At 57.2% G+C, this 14,964-nt stretch carries 13 protein-coding genes; 2 read left to right on the top strand and 11 right to left on the bottom strand.

The genetic code is table 11. The features are described from left to right. Nucleotides 1-48: 48 nt before the first annotated feature. The 6 genes from NQ012_RS05065 to recO form a co-directional block, all read right to left on the bottom strand. Entirely contained in the window at nucleotides 49-2,031 is a 1,983-nt protein-coding gene (locus tag NQ012_RS05065) for a DNA topoisomerase IV subunit B (RefSeq protein ID WP_257066531.1), read from the bottom strand. Nucleotides 2,032-2,158: 127 nt separating this feature from the next. Then, nucleotides 2,159-3,031 carry a UTP--glucose-1-phosphate uridylyltransferase GalU gene (gene galU, locus NQ012_RS05060; protein ID WP_085365144.1) on the bottom strand — a complete coding sequence of 291 codons (873 nt, stop codon included), beginning with the start codon at nucleotides 3,029-3,031 and terminating at the stop codon, nucleotides 2,159-2,161. Between the two features lie 146 nt (nucleotides 3,032-3,177). Further along, nucleotides 3,178-5,616, bottom strand: a complete 2,439-nt coding sequence (ligA, locus tag NQ012_RS05055) for an NAD-dependent DNA ligase LigA (protein ID WP_257066530.1) — start codon at nucleotides 5,614-5,616, stop codon at nucleotides 3,178-3,180. 120 nt (nucleotides 5,617-5,736) lie between these two features. Further along, the gene (gene acpS, locus NQ012_RS05050) at nucleotides 5,737-6,114 is read right to left on the bottom strand and encodes a holo-ACP synthase (protein WP_257066529.1); all 378 of its coding nucleotides are present in this window, start codon (nucleotides 6,112-6,114) and stop codon (nucleotides 5,737-5,739) included. Between the two features lie 31 nt (nucleotides 6,115-6,145). After that, nucleotides 6,146-6,877, bottom strand: a complete 732-nt coding sequence (pdxJ, locus tag NQ012_RS05045; RefSeq protein ID WP_257066528.1) for a pyridoxine 5'-phosphate synthase — start codon at nucleotides 6,875-6,877, stop codon at nucleotides 6,146-6,148. A gap of 65 nt (nucleotides 6,878-6,942) precedes the next feature. After that, on the bottom strand, nucleotides 6,943-7,689 hold the full coding sequence (gene recO, locus NQ012_RS05040; RefSeq protein ID WP_257066527.1) for a DNA repair protein RecO: 747 nt from the start codon (nucleotides 7,687-7,689) through the stop codon (nucleotides 6,943-6,945). Here recO and NQ012_RS05035 point away from each other — a divergent pair. Then, entirely contained in the window at nucleotides 7,667-7,942 is a 276-nt protein-coding gene (locus NQ012_RS05035) for a hypothetical protein (RefSeq protein WP_257066525.1), read from the top strand. The genes recO and NQ012_RS05035 overlap by 23 nt on opposite strands. On the opposite strand, the gene trmA is transcribed toward NQ012_RS05035, so the two are convergent. Further along, nucleotides 7,896-8,990: a tRNA (uridine(54)-C5)-methyltransferase TrmA gene (gene trmA, locus NQ012_RS05030; RefSeq protein WP_257066524.1), complete on the bottom strand. Its 1,095-nt coding sequence runs from the start codon at nucleotides 8,988-8,990 to the stop codon at nucleotides 7,896-7,898. The genes NQ012_RS05035 and trmA overlap by 47 nt on opposite strands. A gap of 158 nt (nucleotides 8,991-9,148) precedes the next feature. Next, entirely contained in the window at nucleotides 9,149-9,514 is a 366-nt protein-coding gene (locus NQ012_RS05025) for a DUF4870 family protein (protein ID WP_257066523.1), read from the bottom strand. A 362-nt stretch (nucleotides 9,515-9,876) separates the two neighbouring features. On the opposite strand from NQ012_RS05025, the gene NQ012_RS05020 reads away from it, so the two are divergent. Beyond that, the gene (locus NQ012_RS05020) at nucleotides 9,877-10,449 is read left to right on the top strand and encodes a hypothetical protein (RefSeq protein WP_085364980.1); all 573 of its coding nucleotides are present in this window, start codon (nucleotides 9,877-9,879) and stop codon (nucleotides 10,447-10,449) included. A gap of 147 nt (nucleotides 10,450-10,596) precedes the next feature. Here NQ012_RS05020 and NQ012_RS05015 read toward each other — a convergent pair whose 3' ends face one another. The 3 genes from NQ012_RS05015 to hemB all read right to left on the bottom strand — a co-directional run bounded on the left by NQ012_RS05015 (nucleotide 10,597) and on the right by hemB (nucleotide 14,551). After that, nucleotides 10,597-12,051 carry a dihydrolipoyl dehydrogenase gene (locus NQ012_RS05015; protein WP_257066522.1) on the bottom strand — a complete coding sequence of 485 codons (1,455 nt, stop codon included), beginning with the start codon at nucleotides 12,049-12,051 and terminating at the stop codon, nucleotides 10,597-10,599. A gap of 225 nt (nucleotides 12,052-12,276) precedes the next feature. Further along, nucleotides 12,277-13,011 carry a glutathione peroxidase gene (locus tag NQ012_RS05010; protein ID WP_257066521.1) on the bottom strand — a complete coding sequence of 245 codons (735 nt, stop codon included), beginning with the start codon at nucleotides 13,009-13,011 and terminating at the stop codon, nucleotides 12,277-12,279. Nucleotides 13,012-13,543: 532 nt separating this feature from the next. Continuing rightward, nucleotides 13,544-14,551: a porphobilinogen synthase gene (hemB, locus tag NQ012_RS05005; protein ID WP_257066520.1), complete on the bottom strand. Its 1,008-nt coding sequence runs from the start codon at nucleotides 14,549-14,551 to the stop codon at nucleotides 13,544-13,546. Nucleotides 14,552-14,964 lie beyond the last annotated feature (413 nt).

Genomic DNA, 14,964 nt, shown 5'->3' with positions numbered 1-14,964 from the left:
TTTTCAGACGGCCTGTTTTTTTCCGGCCGGCCGGATTCGGCCGTTGGGTTAAATATCCACCTGCGCCGTATCGCCTTCGGCTTCCATCCACGCGCGGCGGGCGGCGGCCTCGCCTTTGCCCATCAGCTTCACGAAAATGCCGTGGGTTTCTTCGAGCGCGCCGTCGGGAATCTGCACTTGCAGCAGGCGGCGGGTGTCGGGGTGCATGGTGGTGTCTTTGAGCTGGTCGGGGTTCATTTCGCCCAAGCCTTTGAAACGGCTGATGGCATATTTGTTTTCAGACAGGCCTTCTTTTTGCAGGCGTTCCAAAATACCGTCCAATTCCGCCTGATCCAACGCATAAATTTTGCGCGCAGGTTTGTTTTTGCCTTGCGCGTTCACGTCCACGCGGAAGAGCGGCGGTTGGGCGACATAAATGTGGCCGTCTGAAACCAGCTTGGGGAAGTGGCGGTAAAACAGGGTGAGCAGCAGCACTTGGATATGCGAGCCGTCCACGTCGGCGTCCGACAAAATGGCGATTTTGCCGTAGCGCAGGCCGCTTAAATCGGGGTTGTCGCCCGCGCCGTGGGGGTCGACGCCGATGGCAACGGAAATATCGTGGATTTCGGCGTTGCCAAAGAGTTGGTCGGGGTGGACTTCAAAGCTGTTGAGCACTTTGCCGCGCAGGGGCAGGATGGCCTGGGTGGCTTTGTCGCGCGCGAGTTTGGCGGAGCCGCCGGCCGAATCGCCTTCCACCAGAAACAGCTCGTTTTCGCGGATGTCTTCGCTTTCGCAGTCGGTAAGTTTGCCTGGCAACACCGCCACGCCGCTGCCTTTTTTCTTTTCGATTTTCTTCACCGAGCGCATGCGCGCCTGCGCCTGCCGGATGGCGAGTTCGGCGATTTTTTTGCCGGCTTCTACGTTTTGGTTGAGCCATAATTCGAGCGGATCGCCCGACACCGCGGCCACCAGCTTGAGCGCGTCGCGGTTGGTGAGTTTGTCTTTGGTTTGGCCTTGGAACTGCGGATCGAGCACGCGGGCGGACAATACGAAAGCCACGCGGCCGAATACGTCATCGCTCTGCACTTTCACGCCGCGCGGCAACAGATTGTGGTGGTTGATAAAGTTGTTCACCGCGCCGAACACGGCCTGTTTCAGCCCGGCTTCGTGGGTGCCGCCCAGCGGGGTGGGAATCAGGTTGACGTAGCTCTCGCTGTTGCACACGCCGTCTTCCAGCCAGGTGAGCGCGAAAGCCGCGCCTTCACCGGCGGTGAAATCGCTGTCGTGGCCGGTTGAAATATAGTTTTCGCTGGCAAACACCGGCACGGCTTCCTGCGCTTCGCTGATTAAGTCGGCGAGATAGCCTTTGAGGCCGTCGGGGTAGTGCCAGGTTTGCGTTTGCGGCCCGGCTTCGCCTTTAACGGGGCGGGTGAGCGACACGGTAACGCCGGGCAGCAGCACCGCTTTGGCACGCAGCAGCCGCTCCAGCTCGGCGATGCTGTAGTTCGGGCTTTCAAAGTATTTGCCGTCCGGCCACACGCGCACTTCGGTGCCGGAATCTTTGGCCGCGCATTTGCCGATTTCGCTCAAGGGTTCGACCACATCGCCGCCGGCAAACACGATGCGCCAGATTTTGCCCTCGCGCTTGACGGTTACTTCCAAGCGGGTGGAAAGGGCGTTGGTTACCGACACGCCCACGCCGTGCAGGCCGCCTGAAAAGGCATAGGCGCTGCCGCCGTCTTTTTTGTTGAACTTGCCGCCCGCGTGCAAACGCGTAAACACCAATTCCACCACCGGCACGTTTTCGGCGGGGTGCAGGCCGATGGGAATGCCGCGGCCGTTGTCGCGCACCGACAGCGAGCCGTCGGCGTGGATTTCTACATCAATCTGCGTGGCAAAACCGCCGAGCGCTTCGTCGGCGGCGTTGTCGATCACTTCCTGGCAGATGTGGGTGGGGCTTTCGGTGCGGGTGTACATGCCCGGGCGTTCTTTTACCGGCTCCAGGCCTTTGAGTACGGTGATGCTGGATTCGCTGTATTGGGGTGTGGTCATAGCGGGTGTGGGGTTGAATCAGTCGGGCGGGATTTTAGCATAGATAGCCGGAACGGTTTCAGACGGCCTGTTCCTTTATCACAGGCCGTCTGAAAGCAGGTTGAAGCGTTGCCGGCAAAACGCCCGTTTAGTTTTTGCCGGTATATTGCTGCAACAGTTCGCGGAATGCCGCGCCGGTTTCGGGGTGTTTCAAGCCGTAGGCAACGGTGGCTTCGAGGTAGCCCAGTTTGCTGCCGCAGTCGTAGCGCGTGCCCTCGAAGGCGTGGGCCAGCACGAACTCGTGGTCGAGCAGGCGGGCGATGCCGTCGGTGAGCTGGATTTCGTTGCCCGCGCCGCGCGGCAGGTTGGTGAGCAGGTCGAAAATGCGCGGGGTGAGGATGTAGCGGCCGACCACGGCCAAATTGGAAGGCGCTTCTTCGGGTTTGGGTTTTTCAACGATATTGGTGATGCGTTTGTAGCTTTTGAGGTTTTCCACTTCCACAATACCGTAGGAGCCGGTTTGGGACGGGTCCACCGTTTCCACGCCCAACACGCTGTTGCCGGTTTGGTTGTAGATATCGACCATCTGTTTGAGCGCGCCTTGCGGGGCGTCGATTAAGTCGTCGGCCAGAATCACGGCAAACGGGTTGTCGCCCACGGCGGCGCGGGCGCACAGCACGGCGTGGCCCAAGCCCAGGGCTTCGGCTTGGCGGATATACAGGCAGGTGATTTCGGGCGGCAGGATGTCTCTAACGTGTTCGAGCAGTTTGTCTTTATTGCGCTGTTCCAGCTCGGTTTCGAGTTCGTAGGCTTTGTCGAAGTGGTCTTCGATGCTGCGTTTGTTGCGGCCGGTAACGAACACCATTTCGGTGCAGCCTGCCGCCACGGCTTCTTCCACCGCGTATTGGATCAGGGGTTTATCGACAATCGGCAGCATTTCTTTGGGGCTGGCTTTGGTGGCGGGCAGAAAGCGGGTGCCCATGCCGGCAACGGGGAATACGGCTTTTTTAATCGGTTTGATCATGTGTTGCTCCTCAAAATAATTGAATGTATGACCATACGGCGCGGCTTAAGTTTGCTTAAATTCGGCGGCCGTCTGAAAACTTATGGTGCGCGGTTTAAAGTTACGCATTTTACTGGTTTGCGGCAGAGATGGGTAGGTTTGATTCATTTGTCAATATTCAGCAAAGCCTTCAGTTGCGCTTCATCCAACACCGCCACGCCCAAGGCCTGCGCTTTTTCGAGTTTGCTGCCCGCCGCTTCGCCGGCCACCACATAGTCGGTTTTTTTCGACACGCTGCCCGACACTTTGCCGCCTGCGGCTTCAATCATGGCTTGCGCTTCGTCGCGCTTGAGCGTGGGCAGGGTGCCGGTGAGCACGAAGGTTTTGCCTGCAACGGCGCTGTTGCCGCTCTCGGGCTGCGCTTTGTTTTCAGACGGCATATCGTTCAAAAACGCTTCTATATCGCGCAAGAGGGCGAGATTGGCGGGCTGTTTTCGCCATTGCTGCCATTCGGCATTGAGCGCGTTGTCGCCGATCAGGCCGGCCATGCTTTTGCCGGCCAGCTCCCATAACGCGGCGGCTTTTGTTTCGCTGGTTTTGTAGCCAGGCAGGCGGGCGAGCCATTTTTGCGGTTCGGCATATTGCGAAAGCGGCAGGGTAACGGGCTGGTTTTTCGGCGATACGCCGGCGGCCAGCAGTTCGTCTATCATGGCCTGCTGCCCGGCCTGGGCGAAAAAGTGGGCGACGGAATGCGCCACCACGGTGCCGATGTCGGGCAGGCAGGCCAGCAGCGGCTCGGGGGCGCGGCGCACTTTTTCGAGTGTGCCGAATGCCTGCGCCAGCGATTTGGCGGTGCGTTCGCCCACATGGCGTATGCCCAGCGCAAACAGAAAGCGCGCCAAGTCGGGCTGTTTGCTCGCTTCGATGCCGGCCAGAATGTTTTGCGCCCACTTGACGGGCGACTGTTTTTTGCCGTTTTTGCGGCCGTCTGAAAGCGGTTCGCCGCCGCTTTCCGGTTGCGTTTCGCCTTTGTCGGCGTTTTCTTTCATCTGCTGTAAGGCGGGAATGTCGAGGCGGTATAGATCGGCGAAATGTTTCACCAAGTCCTGCGTCACCAGCTGCTCGATTTGCCGCTGCCCCAAGCCTTCGATGTCCATCGCTTTGCGCGAGGCGAAGTGGATAAGCCCCTGCGCACGCTGGGCGCGGCACAGCATGCCGCCGCTGCACCGCGCCACCGCTTCGCCTTCTTCGCGCTCAATGCCGCTGCCGCAAATCGGACAGTGTTCGGGCAGGCGGTATTGCGGGTGAAGAGGTTCGCGGCGGCTTTCAGACGGCCTGTCGAACATATCGCCTTGCAGGCCGTCTGAAACGGCGGCGGCTTCGCGCATCGGGCGGCGATCGAAAATCACGCGCACCACTTCGGGAATCACGTCGCCCGCGCGGCGCACCACCACGGTGTCGCCCGTGCGCACGTCTTTGCGCTGCGTTTCGCCTTCGTTGTGCAGGGTGGCGTTGGTAACGGTTACGCCGCCCACAAACACGGGTTGCAGGCGGGCAACGGGCGTTACCGCGCCGGTGCGCCCCACCTGCACATCGATGGCTTCCACCACGGTTAAGGCTTCTTCGGCGGGGAACTTGTGCGCGACGGCCCAGCGCGGCGCGCGCGAAATAAAGCCCAGCTCCTGTTGTTCGGCCAGGCTGTTCACTTTCACCACCATGCCGTCGATTTCGTAGGGCAGGCCGGGGCGTTTTTTGCTCATTTCTTCGTAAAACGCCAACACGCCGGCGATGTCAGGGAACACGCCGTACCGGCCGTCGGGCAGGCTGAAGCCCAGTTTTTTCAGATATTCCAGTTCTTCAAAATGCGTGGCGGGCGCCAAGCCGCCTTCGTTGCGGGCGATGCCGTAGGCGAAAAAATGCAGGCGGCGGCGGGCGGTGATGCGTGAATCGAGTTGGCGCAGGCTGCCGGCGGCGGCATTGCGCGGGTTGGCAAACAGTTTTTGGCCGGTGGCGACCTGCTGCTCGTTCAGCGCGGCAAAATCGGCTTTGAGCATCAGCACTTCGCCGCGCACTTCGATTAATTCGGGTACCTGCCCGCCGTACAGCCTGAGCGGCACGTTGGCGATGGTTTTCACGTTGAGGGTAACGTCTTCGCCCACCGAGCCGTCGCCGCGCGTGGCGGCGCGTTCCAGCACGCCGCTGCGGTAGAGCAGGCTGACGGCCAGTCCGTCGAACTTCGGTTCGATTACATATTCTGGCTGCCTGCCGCCCAAGCCGCCGCGCACGCGCTCGTCGAAGGCATACATTTCGGCGTGGTCGAACGCACCGTTTCCGTTTTGCGGCGAAAAGGCGTTGGAAAGCGACAGCATCGGCACTTCGTGGCGCACGCTCTCGAAGCCCGCCAACGGTTCGCCGCCCACGCGCAGGGTGGGGCTGTCGGGCAGTTTCAGCTGCGGATGGGCGGCTTCGAGCGCTTCGAGTTCGCGAAAGAGTTTGTCGTATTCGGCATCGGGCACGCTGGGCGCGTCGAGGGTATAGTATTCGTAGGCGTAGCGGTTGAGCAGGGCGGTAAGTTCGCGGATGCGGAGGGCGGGGTCGTTCATAACATCAGGCCGTCTGAAAAAAGATAAAAGGTTTTTCAGACGGCCTGATGTGTGGACAAGGCCGTCTGAATGCAAACCGGATTGTATGGAAAAAAAAGCGAGCCGTTTCGGGCTGCGTGCTTATTTTTCGGCCACGGCAAACGCCAGCACCTGGCCGCCCTCGTCGCTCATGCTCAGATGCACACGCTTGATGCCTTTTTCTTGCAGCCATTGCTGCAAATCGGGTTCGCAGATAAATTCGGGTTTGCCCAATCCGTCGTGCCCCACGCCGATGTTGCGCAGGCTAACGGGCGAGCGCAGGCCGGTGCCGACGGCTTTGGCGAAGGCTTCTTTGGCGGCGAAGCGTTTGGCGAGAAAGTTCACCGGCTTGCCCGATTGCGGGTATTCGAGCAGTTCGATTCGGCTGAGCAGGCGCTGGGCGAAGGCTTGGCCGTATTTTTTGTGCAGTTTTTCGATGCGCTCCAGCGCAACGATGTCGGTGCCGATTCCGTAGATCATGGGGTTTTCCTTTTCGGGTTTTCAGACGGCCTCAATAAGGCAGCGAGCGCGCCCTGAACATCACTTCTTTCATCTGCCGTATCGCTTCGGGCAGGCCGAGGAACACGGCTTGGGCAATCAGCGAATGGCCGATGTTCAGCTCATGGATGGCGAGAATTTTGGCAATCGGGGTTACGTTGTGGATGGTGAGGCCGTGGCCTGCGTTGACAACCAGCCCCAAATCGCTGCCGAAGTTCGCGCCTTCTTCGATGCGCTGCAATTGCGTCGCGCGCGCATACGGCGTTTCGGCATCGGCATAGGCGCCGGTGTGCAGTTCGATAACGGGTGCGCCCACGTCGCGGGCGGCTTGGATTTGCGCTTCGTCGGCGTCGATAAACAGGGAAACGCGGATGCCGGCTTCGGTGAGCGTTTTGGTGAAGGCGGCGATTTTGTCTTGTTGCGCCAAAACGTCGAGGCCGCCTTCGGTGGTGATTTCTTCGCGCTTTTCGGGCACGATGCACACGTCTTCGGGCATCACTTTAAGGGCGTTTTCGAGCATTTCTTCGGTGAGCGCCATTTCGAGGTTCATGCGGGTGCGGACGGCGTTTTTGATGGCGAACACGTCGGCGTCTTTGATGTGGCGGCGGTCTTCGCGCAGGTGCAGGGTAATCAGGTCGGCGCCGTGGGTTTCGGCAATCAGCGCGGCTTCGAGCGGGTTGGGGTAGGGGGTGCCGCGGGCGTTGCGCAAGGTGGCGATGTGGTCGATGTTTACGCCTAGTAACATGGTTCGGTTCCTTTTTGAAGGTCTGGTTGTGTTTTCAGACGGCCTGTGCGGGTTGGGTAAAAAATTCAGGCCGTCTGAAACGCCTGCATCTGCTGCAAAACCTGCCGCGATTTGATGCCTTCGGGCAGGCGGAAATCCAGCAGCATACGGGTGAGTTTGAGGGTTTGCTGCAAACTTTCGCCGTTGTCGAAAATGCCGTTGCGCAGTTGGATTAAGGTGCTGCCGTCTACCGAAACGCCTTGCGCTTCGTGCTGTGGCAAACCGCCCGCCTGTGCCAGCGGTAGCGGGGCGTGCTCGGGGCGCAGCCAGTAGGTTTGCCCGGCGGCAACGGGTTGGCCGTGTTCGTCGTGTTGCAGGTCGGGTGCGAAGCCCAATTCGGTTAACAATGCCCACTCGAAGCGGCGCAGGGCGGCAACGTGGTTCGGCTCTTCGGCCACCGCGCGCATCAGGGTGTGGAGCGCGTCGTACAGGGCGGGGTGCGGGTCTTCGCGGGCGGTGAGTTTGTATACCAACTCGTTGGCATACAGCCCGCTGAACAGCGACCGCCCCTGCGGCTGCCGCCAGCCGCCCAGCCATTCGGCGCGGTGCAGGGTTTTCAGCTCCTGCGAACCGTACCACGATGCGCTCACCGGCACAAACGGCACCAGCACGCCGCGCAATTCGCTCTGGCGCGTGCGGGCGCTGCGGGCGAGCAGGGCCACGCGCCCGTAGCGGCGGCTGAACATTTCCAGCCACAGGCTGCTTTCGCGCCAGGGTCTGGCGGTGAGCAGGAAGGCGGGTTCGTGGTTGATGCGGTGGGTTTGGGCGGACATATTAACGGTTTATCCTGCGGCAGGCCGTCTGAGACCTTTGCAAAACCCCCATCTGCGGCGCATTTCTGCGTTGTGTGCTGCTCGCTCGCTTGCCTATCTGTTTGATATGTCTGCACTCGCTGCGCTGCTACGCCTTGAACTGCATCCACATCTGGGGGTTTTACAAAGGTCTCCGTCTGAAACGGTTTCAGACGGCCTTAGGTGCTTTACCTGCGCTTTTCCAGCCATACCCCGCTTTCGATATGGGGGGTAAACGGAAACTGGTCGAACAGCGCCATGCGGCGTATGCGGTGGGTTTGCGCCAGCGTGTCGAGGTTGGCGCGCAGGGTTTCGGGGTTGCACGAAATATAAATCACATGGTCGAACTGCTGCACCAGTTTCAGGGTTTCGCTGTCGATGCCGGCGCGCGGCGGATCGACGAAAACAGTGGAAAAGCGGTAGTCGGCCAATACGATGCCTTGTTCTTGCAGGCGGCGGAACTCGCGCACGCCGGTGTAGGCTTCGGTAAATTCTTCGGCCAACAAACGGGCGATTTTCACGTTGCCGCTGCCGTTCGCTTCTATATTCCATAACGCGGCCTGCACCGAGGTTTTCGATACTTCGGTGGCCAACACTTTGTCGAAACTGCGCGCGAGCGGCAGCGTGAAGTTGCCGTTGCCGCAATAAAGCTCCAGCATGTCGCCACCGCCGATGTGCTGCGCCACATCACACGCCCAAGCGAGCATTTTTTCGCAAACGGCGGCGTTGGGCTGGGTGAAGCTGCCTTCGTATTGGCGGTAAACGAACGGGTGGCCGTTTACATGCAGTTTTTCGGTAACGAAATCCTGTTTCAACACGATTTTCTGCCCTTTGCTGCGGCCGATCACGGCGATGCCCAGCTCGTTTTGCATCTCTTCGGCGGCGGCGCGCCAAGTGTCGTCGAGTTTTTTGTGGTAGATCATCGTTACCAGCATTTCGCCGCTCAAAGTGGCGAGAAATTCCACCTGATACCAGCGGTTTTTCAGCACGCCCACGCGGCCGGCCGCAGCGAGCAGGCGCGGCATCAGGCGGTTGACGGCTTCGCAGGCGGGGGCAAAGCTGTCACAGCGCTGCATGGTTGCGCCGCCGGCTTTGCGCCCCTGCTCGAACATGGCGTAAAACATGGTTTCGCCTTCGTGCCAAACCCTGAATTCGGCGCGCATACGGTAGTGTTGTTCGGGAGAGTCGAACACTTCCAAAGCGGGCACGGGCAGCGGCGCGAACAGTTGCCCGATGCGGCGGATTTTTCCGTTTAGCTGTTGCTGGTAGGCAGAATCGGTCATGGTTGGAACAATCGTGGGAAAGAGGGCGATTATATAGCGTAAATACGGTTTTTTCGCTATGCGGGCAGGCGGGCCGTTTGAAACGGCCTGTTCGGGCAGATTGTTTTCAGACGGCCTTTCTTTGATTGGCGGCCGTCTGAAAAAAAACAATCGTTTGTTTACAGCCAGCCGTCGGGCGACACGGGCTGGTTGTCCAGCAGTTTTATAAATCCGGCCACCACGCGGTAGATAAACCACACGCTTGCCGCGAGAATAACCGCGAAGCCGATGAAGATAAACAGCGTGAGCCAGCCAATGAACATACCCAGCAGGGTGTACCAAAAAGTTTTAATCAGATATTGCGCATGGCTTTGATAAACCGTGTCCGCCATTTCGTCGCGTTTCACATAGGCCATAATCACGCCCACCAGTGCGGTGATGCCGTTGACCAGCGACAAGGCGTAAAGGGCGTAGATGATAATAGAGTAGGTGCGCAGGCTGTCGTTCGGCGCGGGGCTGTTGTGTTCGATAACATCGTTGCTCATGGCAGTTTCCTTTCTCGGTTGGATTGCGGGCGGGGGCAGGCTGGAACAGCAGGCCGGCACACCTATTATAAAGCAACCGGGCGCCGTTGTTGCCTATCGGCGGCGCAAGCCGCAGTGGCCGCCGTTTTGCCGCCCGGGCAGGGCAGGGGAAATCTTTACTTGTTTTGAACTGTTTTTTCATACGGCATAAAACAAAAGCCAAATCAACGGCATAAGGACAAAGACGGCACGGTTTGCGCACACAAGCCCGTTTTGCGGCGCGGCGCGCAAAAGACACGGAACTTTTTATCTGTTATGGTTGCCCAATACCCGTCTGTGCCGCACCGGCGCAATTTGAATAAAACGATTAACGGAGTAACTTTATGAAATCAAATTTGAAAACCATCGTTCCCGCTCTGGCCATGGTAGCTGCCCTGAGCGCCTGCGGTATGTTCGGCAAAGACAAGCCCAAAGCCCAACCCGCTCCCGCGCCTGCCGCGCAACAGCAGCCGGCACCCCAAGCCCAAGGCCCGCAAACCGTTCAGGTTGATTCCATCGACGGTAAAAAAGAAGTGGCCTACAAATGCGGCGACAAAGGCCAAAACCCGTTGAACGTGATGTATGGTTTCAAAAACGGCGAAGTAGTGGTTGCCCAAGTTAAATATCAAGATAAGGTTTCTCCCGGCCTGTTCCGCGTAGTGGGCAATGAAGACCAAAACATCTTCGCCGGCGGCGGCATCACTTGGTCGGCAAGCAAAGCCACTGCCGCCAATGTGGATAAAGTGGACGGCAATATGCTGACCCAAGCGGCTGTGGAAACCGTAAACGGCCAACAGCAGCAAGTGTCGCAAATCGTAACCCGCGGCTGCGTGCTCGACAAAGCGGCCACCGCCAAACTGAACAAAGCCGCAGCACCCGCCAAAGCGCCTGCGAAAAAAGCACCGGCTAAAAAATAAACGCCCGTGAAATAAAACAAGGCCGTCTGAATATTTTCAGACGGCCTTGTTTGATGTTTGATGCTATAGCAAAGCCACTTGTTTAATAACCGTTCCGTTATGCTCGGGCGTGGCCCGGGTATGACGGGGCTGTTACTCAGTATAGGCTTATGCGCCCGGGCATTCGGCACATTCGGTATGCACTTCGCCCAGCTTCAGTTTGCTGTTCACATCACGCAGGGCGGTGCGCAGGCCCTCTTCGATAACGGGGTGGTAGAAGGGCATATCGAGCATTTGCGGCACGGTCATCTTTTGCTGGTGTGCCCAAGCCAAGAGGTGCGCCAGATGTTCGGCGGCGGGGCCGACGATTTCGGCGCCGATAAACAGGCCGGTGCCTTGTTCGGCATACACGCGCATGTGGCCTTTGTTAACCAGCATCACGCGGCTGCGGCCCTGGTTGCGGAACGACACTTCGCCGATCACCACGCACTCGGGGTTTTTATAGCGCTCGAGCACGCGCGCATAACGCAGGCCCACGATGGCGATTTGCGGGTTGGTGAACACCACGCCCAGCGGGCTGCGGCGCAGGCCGTTGGCGATGTTGGGGTAGAGGCCGGCATTGTCGCCCGCGATTTTGCCTTGGTCGCTGGCTTCGTGCAGCAGCGGCAGCTGGTTGGAGGCGTCGCCTGCGATAAAGATATGCGGAATGCTGGTTTGCATGGTAAGCGGGTGGGCTTTGGGCACGCCGCGCTCATCCAATTCGATGTTCAGGTTTTCCAGCCCGATTTTATCGATGTTGGGGCGGCGGCCGATGGCGGCCAGCAGGTAGTCGGCGGTGTACACGCCGCGCTCGCCGCCGCACACCCAGTGCACTTCCACTTTGCCTTCCTGATTGAGTTTGACTTCGGTTTTTTCGGGATCAACGTCCAAATGCAGCGGCAGCTCTTCGCTGAAAATGGCTTTGGCTTCGGCCAGCACCACGGGGTCGGTGATGCCGCCCAATGCGCCGCCCACGCCGAAGATTTCCGTTTTTACGCCCAAGCGGTGCAAGGCTTGGCCGAGTTCCAAACCGATTACGCCGGGGCCGAACACGGCCACGCTTTCGGGCAGAGTGTCCCAAGAGAATACGTCGTCGTTGATAATCAGTTTGTCGCCCAGCGCTTCCCATTGCGGCTGGATAACGGGGCGCGAACCGGTGGCAATCACGATGTGGTCGGCTTTGATTTGGGTGTGGTCGTCGATTTGGACGGTGTGTTCGTCGATAAATCTGGCGTTGCCCATGATGCGCTTGTCGGCCGGCCATTCTTCTACGTCGCTGACCACGAAGCCGACAAAACGGTCGCGCTCGGATTTCACGCGCTTCATCACTTCTGCGCCGTTAACGGTGATGCTGTTTTTGTCTAAGTGGATGCCGAACGGGTCGGTGTGCAGGGCATGGTGGCGCGCTTCGGCGGCGGCAATCAGGAGCTTGGAGGGCATACAGCCGACGCGGGCGCAGGTGGTGCCGAAAGCGTAGCCTTCGATCAGGTAAACGTTGTCGGTGTGGAAGCGCGCGTTGCGGAATGCGCCCATGCCGGCGGTACCGCCGCCGATAACCACTACGTCTGCTTGGAGTTGTTTCATGGTGTTGTCCTTTTGGGTTGCCGTTTCAGACGGCCTTTAAAACGGATAAGCAAGAAATTTAAGAAAACCGGAACCACGGTTTGCAATGCCGGTTTGCGTAAATCTGCTGCATTTTTTCAGACGGCCTGCATTGCATTTTGGCCGTCTGAATATTTGAAAACGTGCCGTTACGGGTGGATAACGGCACGTTTTGCAAGTGGCGTTCAAACCACGGTAACCAGCGGATTATTTGGCCAAAAAGGCTTCCAGCTCTTCGCTGCCGCCGATGTATTTGCCGCCGATAAACACTTGCGGGGCAGAGGTTTTGCCGGTGATGGCGCGTACGGAAACGGTGGTGGCGTCTTTGCCCAAAACGATTTCTTCGTAGTCCAAGCCTTTGTCTTGCAGCAGTTGCTTGGCTTTGGCGCAGAAGGGGCAGCCGGGTTTGGTGAAGATGGCAATGGATTCTTGCTGTTTCCAGTTGGGGTCGATGAATTTCAGCATGGTGTCGGCATCGGAAACTTCAAAGGGGTCGCCTTCTTTTTCCGGCTCGATAAACATTTTTTCGATTTTGCCGTCGTTAACCAGCATAGAGTAACGCCAAGAGCGGTCGCCGAAGCCCAAACCTTCTTTGCTAACCAGCATGCCCATGCCTTTAGTGAATTCGCCGTTGCCGTCGGGCACAACGATGATGTTTTCGGCTTCCTGGTCGGCCAGCCATGCGTTCATCACGAAAGTGTCATTTACGGATACGCACAGGATGCTGTCAACGCCGCGGGCTTTGAATTCTTTGGCCAGCTCGTTGTAGCGGGGCAGGTGGGTGGAAGAGCAGGTGGGGGTGAAGGCGCCGGGCAGCGAGAACACCACTACTTTTTTGCCTTTGAACAAATCGTCGGTGGAAACGTCTTTCCAAGCATCGCCTGCGCGGGTGTGGAATACAACGCCGGGGACTTGTTGGCCGGTACGGTCTACTAATGCCATTTGGAACTCCTAAACAATAATAAGGTTGATAAAAAGGTGCATCAAAAACGATGAGGCGGATTGTACGCCCCTTGTGTTGATTTGGATAATTTATAGTTCAAATAATCTTAATTATGAAAAACTATTTGAACAGGAGGTTGATGAAATATAAAGAAAACAAAATGTTAATTTCTAATTTTGCAGCAGGCTTCAGATATCAGGGCAGTTGCGGAGAAGGCTGGTTGGTTTTACTGGAATTTACGGTCGAGGCCGTATGGCATAGTGTTCGAGCAAAAGATTTTAGACGGCCTCTGATTGCTAAGCTATAGAATATATTTTTGTGCTATTGATGATTTTGCGGAAATGGTATGCAGCCGCCATTTTGCCGGTTGGTTCGCAGCAGATACCGTCAGGCATAGTTGTTTTGTGATATGGCTGCTGTTATCCGTTTGCATGCTCAACGCGATGGTTTTCTACATAAAGAAGGCTGTCTGAAACGTTTCAGACGGCCTTCTTGGTTCAGTATGCTCTATATATAGGCAACAATATATTCTTAACGTTTGGCCTGAAGTTGTTTGGCAGCTTCCAAGGCGTAATAAGTCAGAATACCGTCGGCGCCTGCACGTTTGAAAGCCAGCAGGCTTTCCAAAATCACCTTGTTGCCGTCAAGCCAACCGTTTTGGATGGCAGCCTGCAACATAGCGTATTCGCCCGACACCTGATAAGCATAGGTCGGTACGCCGAATTCGTCTTTTACGCGGCGGATAATGTCCAAATACGGCAAGCCGGGCTTCACCATCACCATGTCCGCACCTTCCTGAATATCCAGTGCCACTTCCTGTAAAGCTTCGTTGGAATTGGCGGGGTCCATTTGGTAGGTGTATTTGTCGGCCTTGCCCAAATTGGCCGAGCTGCCCACAGCATCGCGGAACGGCCCGTAAAACGCCGAAGCATATTTGGCCGAATAAGCCATGATGCGGGTGTGGATATGGCTGTGCTCTTCCAGCGCCTCGCGGATGGCGCCGATGCGGCCGTCCATCATGTCGGAAGGTGCCACCACCTGCGCACCGGCTTCGGCATGACAAAGCGCCTGCTTGATTAACACTTCGATGGTTTCATCGTTTAACACATAACCTGTTTCATCGGTTAAGCCGTCTTGCCCGTGAATGGTGTAGGGGTCGAGCGCCACATCGGTCATGATGCCTAATTCGGGAAAGCTCTCACGCAGCTTGCGAACCACCGTCGGCACCAATCCGTCGGGGTTGTAAGCTTCTTCCGCCGTTTCGGTTTTATTCTGCGTTACCACGGGGAACAAAGCCAGCATCGGGATTCCGAGCGTAACGGCCTCTTCCGCCGTATATAGCAGTTTGTCCAAACTCTGGCGTTTCACGCCGGGCATAGAAGCAACCGGTTCTTCTTGATTGCTGCCTTCCAATACAAAAACCGGATAAATCAAATCATCAGCAGTAAGCGAGTGCTCGCGCATCAGGCGGCGGGAAAAATCATCTTTACGCATACGGCGCAAACGGGAAGAGGGAACAAAACGATGGGGGAAATTCATAATGAAAACCTTGAAATTGTCGAACAGGCAGATTATACGTTCTTTTGTTCCTGAAAGAGAGAAGGGGCGTCGATAAGCCGTCTGAAAAACCATTTTCAGGCGGCCAATTGTTTGTGTCGAATTAAATATTGTTGAGAAACAGTCTGTTGTTATTTTTGGTGTAGGATTTTTTGGTTTTTGGGTTGACTGTATGGTTTGAGGTTGTGTATAGTTCGCCTTCTTCGCTGCTGCGGCAGCAGGAAACGCTCTTTAACAACACAGATTACCGATAAGTGTGAGTGCCTTGGTGCCTCACACTGCGACAAAAACAGACAAGATGTAGATATATCTATTCTTTGTCGGTTTCTTTGAAGCAGACCAGAAGTTATTAAGTTAGAGATTGAACATAAGAGTTTGATCCTGGCTCAGATTGA

The organism is Neisseria dentiae (genome assembly GCF_024580525.1).
In the GTDB taxonomy this organism is placed as follows: Bacteria; Pseudomonadota; Gammaproteobacteria; order Burkholderiales; family Neisseriaceae; genus Neisseria; species Neisseria dentiae_A.
The sequence above is the reverse complement of the archived record's forward strand: the minus strand, read 5'-3'. Positions and strand labels throughout refer to the sequence as shown.

Excerpts from the sequence above, each read along its gene's own strand:
- NQ012_RS05065 (WP_257066531.1), bottom strand. The coding sequence starts at position 2,031 with ATGACCACACCCCAATACAGCGAATCCAGCATCACCGTACTCAAAGGC.
- ligA (WP_257066530.1), bottom strand. The coding sequence starts at position 5,616 with ATGAACGACCCCGCCCTCCGCATCCGCGAACTTACCGCCCTGCTCAAC.
- acpS (WP_257066529.1), bottom strand. The coding sequence starts at position 6,114 with ATGATCTACGGAATCGGCACCGACATCGTTGCGCTGGAGCGCATCGAA.
- pdxJ (WP_257066528.1), bottom strand. The coding sequence starts at position 6,877 with ATGTTACTAGGCGTAAACATCGACCACATCGCCACCTTGCGCAACGCC.
- NQ012_RS05035 (WP_257066525.1), top strand. The coding sequence starts at position 7,667 with ATGCGGTGGGTTTGGGCGGACATATTAACGGTTTATCCTGCGGCAGGC.
- recO (WP_257066527.1), bottom strand. The coding sequence starts at position 7,689 with ATGTCCGCCCAAACCCACCGCATCAACCACGAACCCGCCTTCCTGCTC.
- trmA (WP_257066524.1), bottom strand. The coding sequence starts at position 8,990 with ATGACCGATTCTGCCTACCAGCAACAGCTAAACGGAAAAATCCGCCGC.
- NQ012_RS05025 (WP_257066523.1), bottom strand. The coding sequence starts at position 9,514 with ATGAGCAACGATGTTATCGAACACAACAGCCCCGCGCCGAACGACAGC.
- NQ012_RS05020 (WP_085364980.1), top strand. The coding sequence starts at position 9,877 with ATGAAATCAAATTTGAAAACCATCGTTCCCGCTCTGGCCATGGTAGCT.
- NQ012_RS05015 (WP_257066522.1), bottom strand. The coding sequence starts at position 12,051 with ATGAAACAACTCCAAGCAGACGTAGTGGTTATCGGCGGCGGTACCGCC.
- NQ012_RS05010 (WP_257066521.1), bottom strand. The coding sequence starts at position 13,011 with ATGGCATTAGTAGACCGTACCGGCCAACAAGTCCCCGGCGTTGTATTC.
- hemB (WP_257066520.1), bottom strand. The coding sequence starts at position 14,551 with ATGAATTTCCCCCATCGTTTTGTTCCCTCTTCCCGTTTGCGCCGTATG.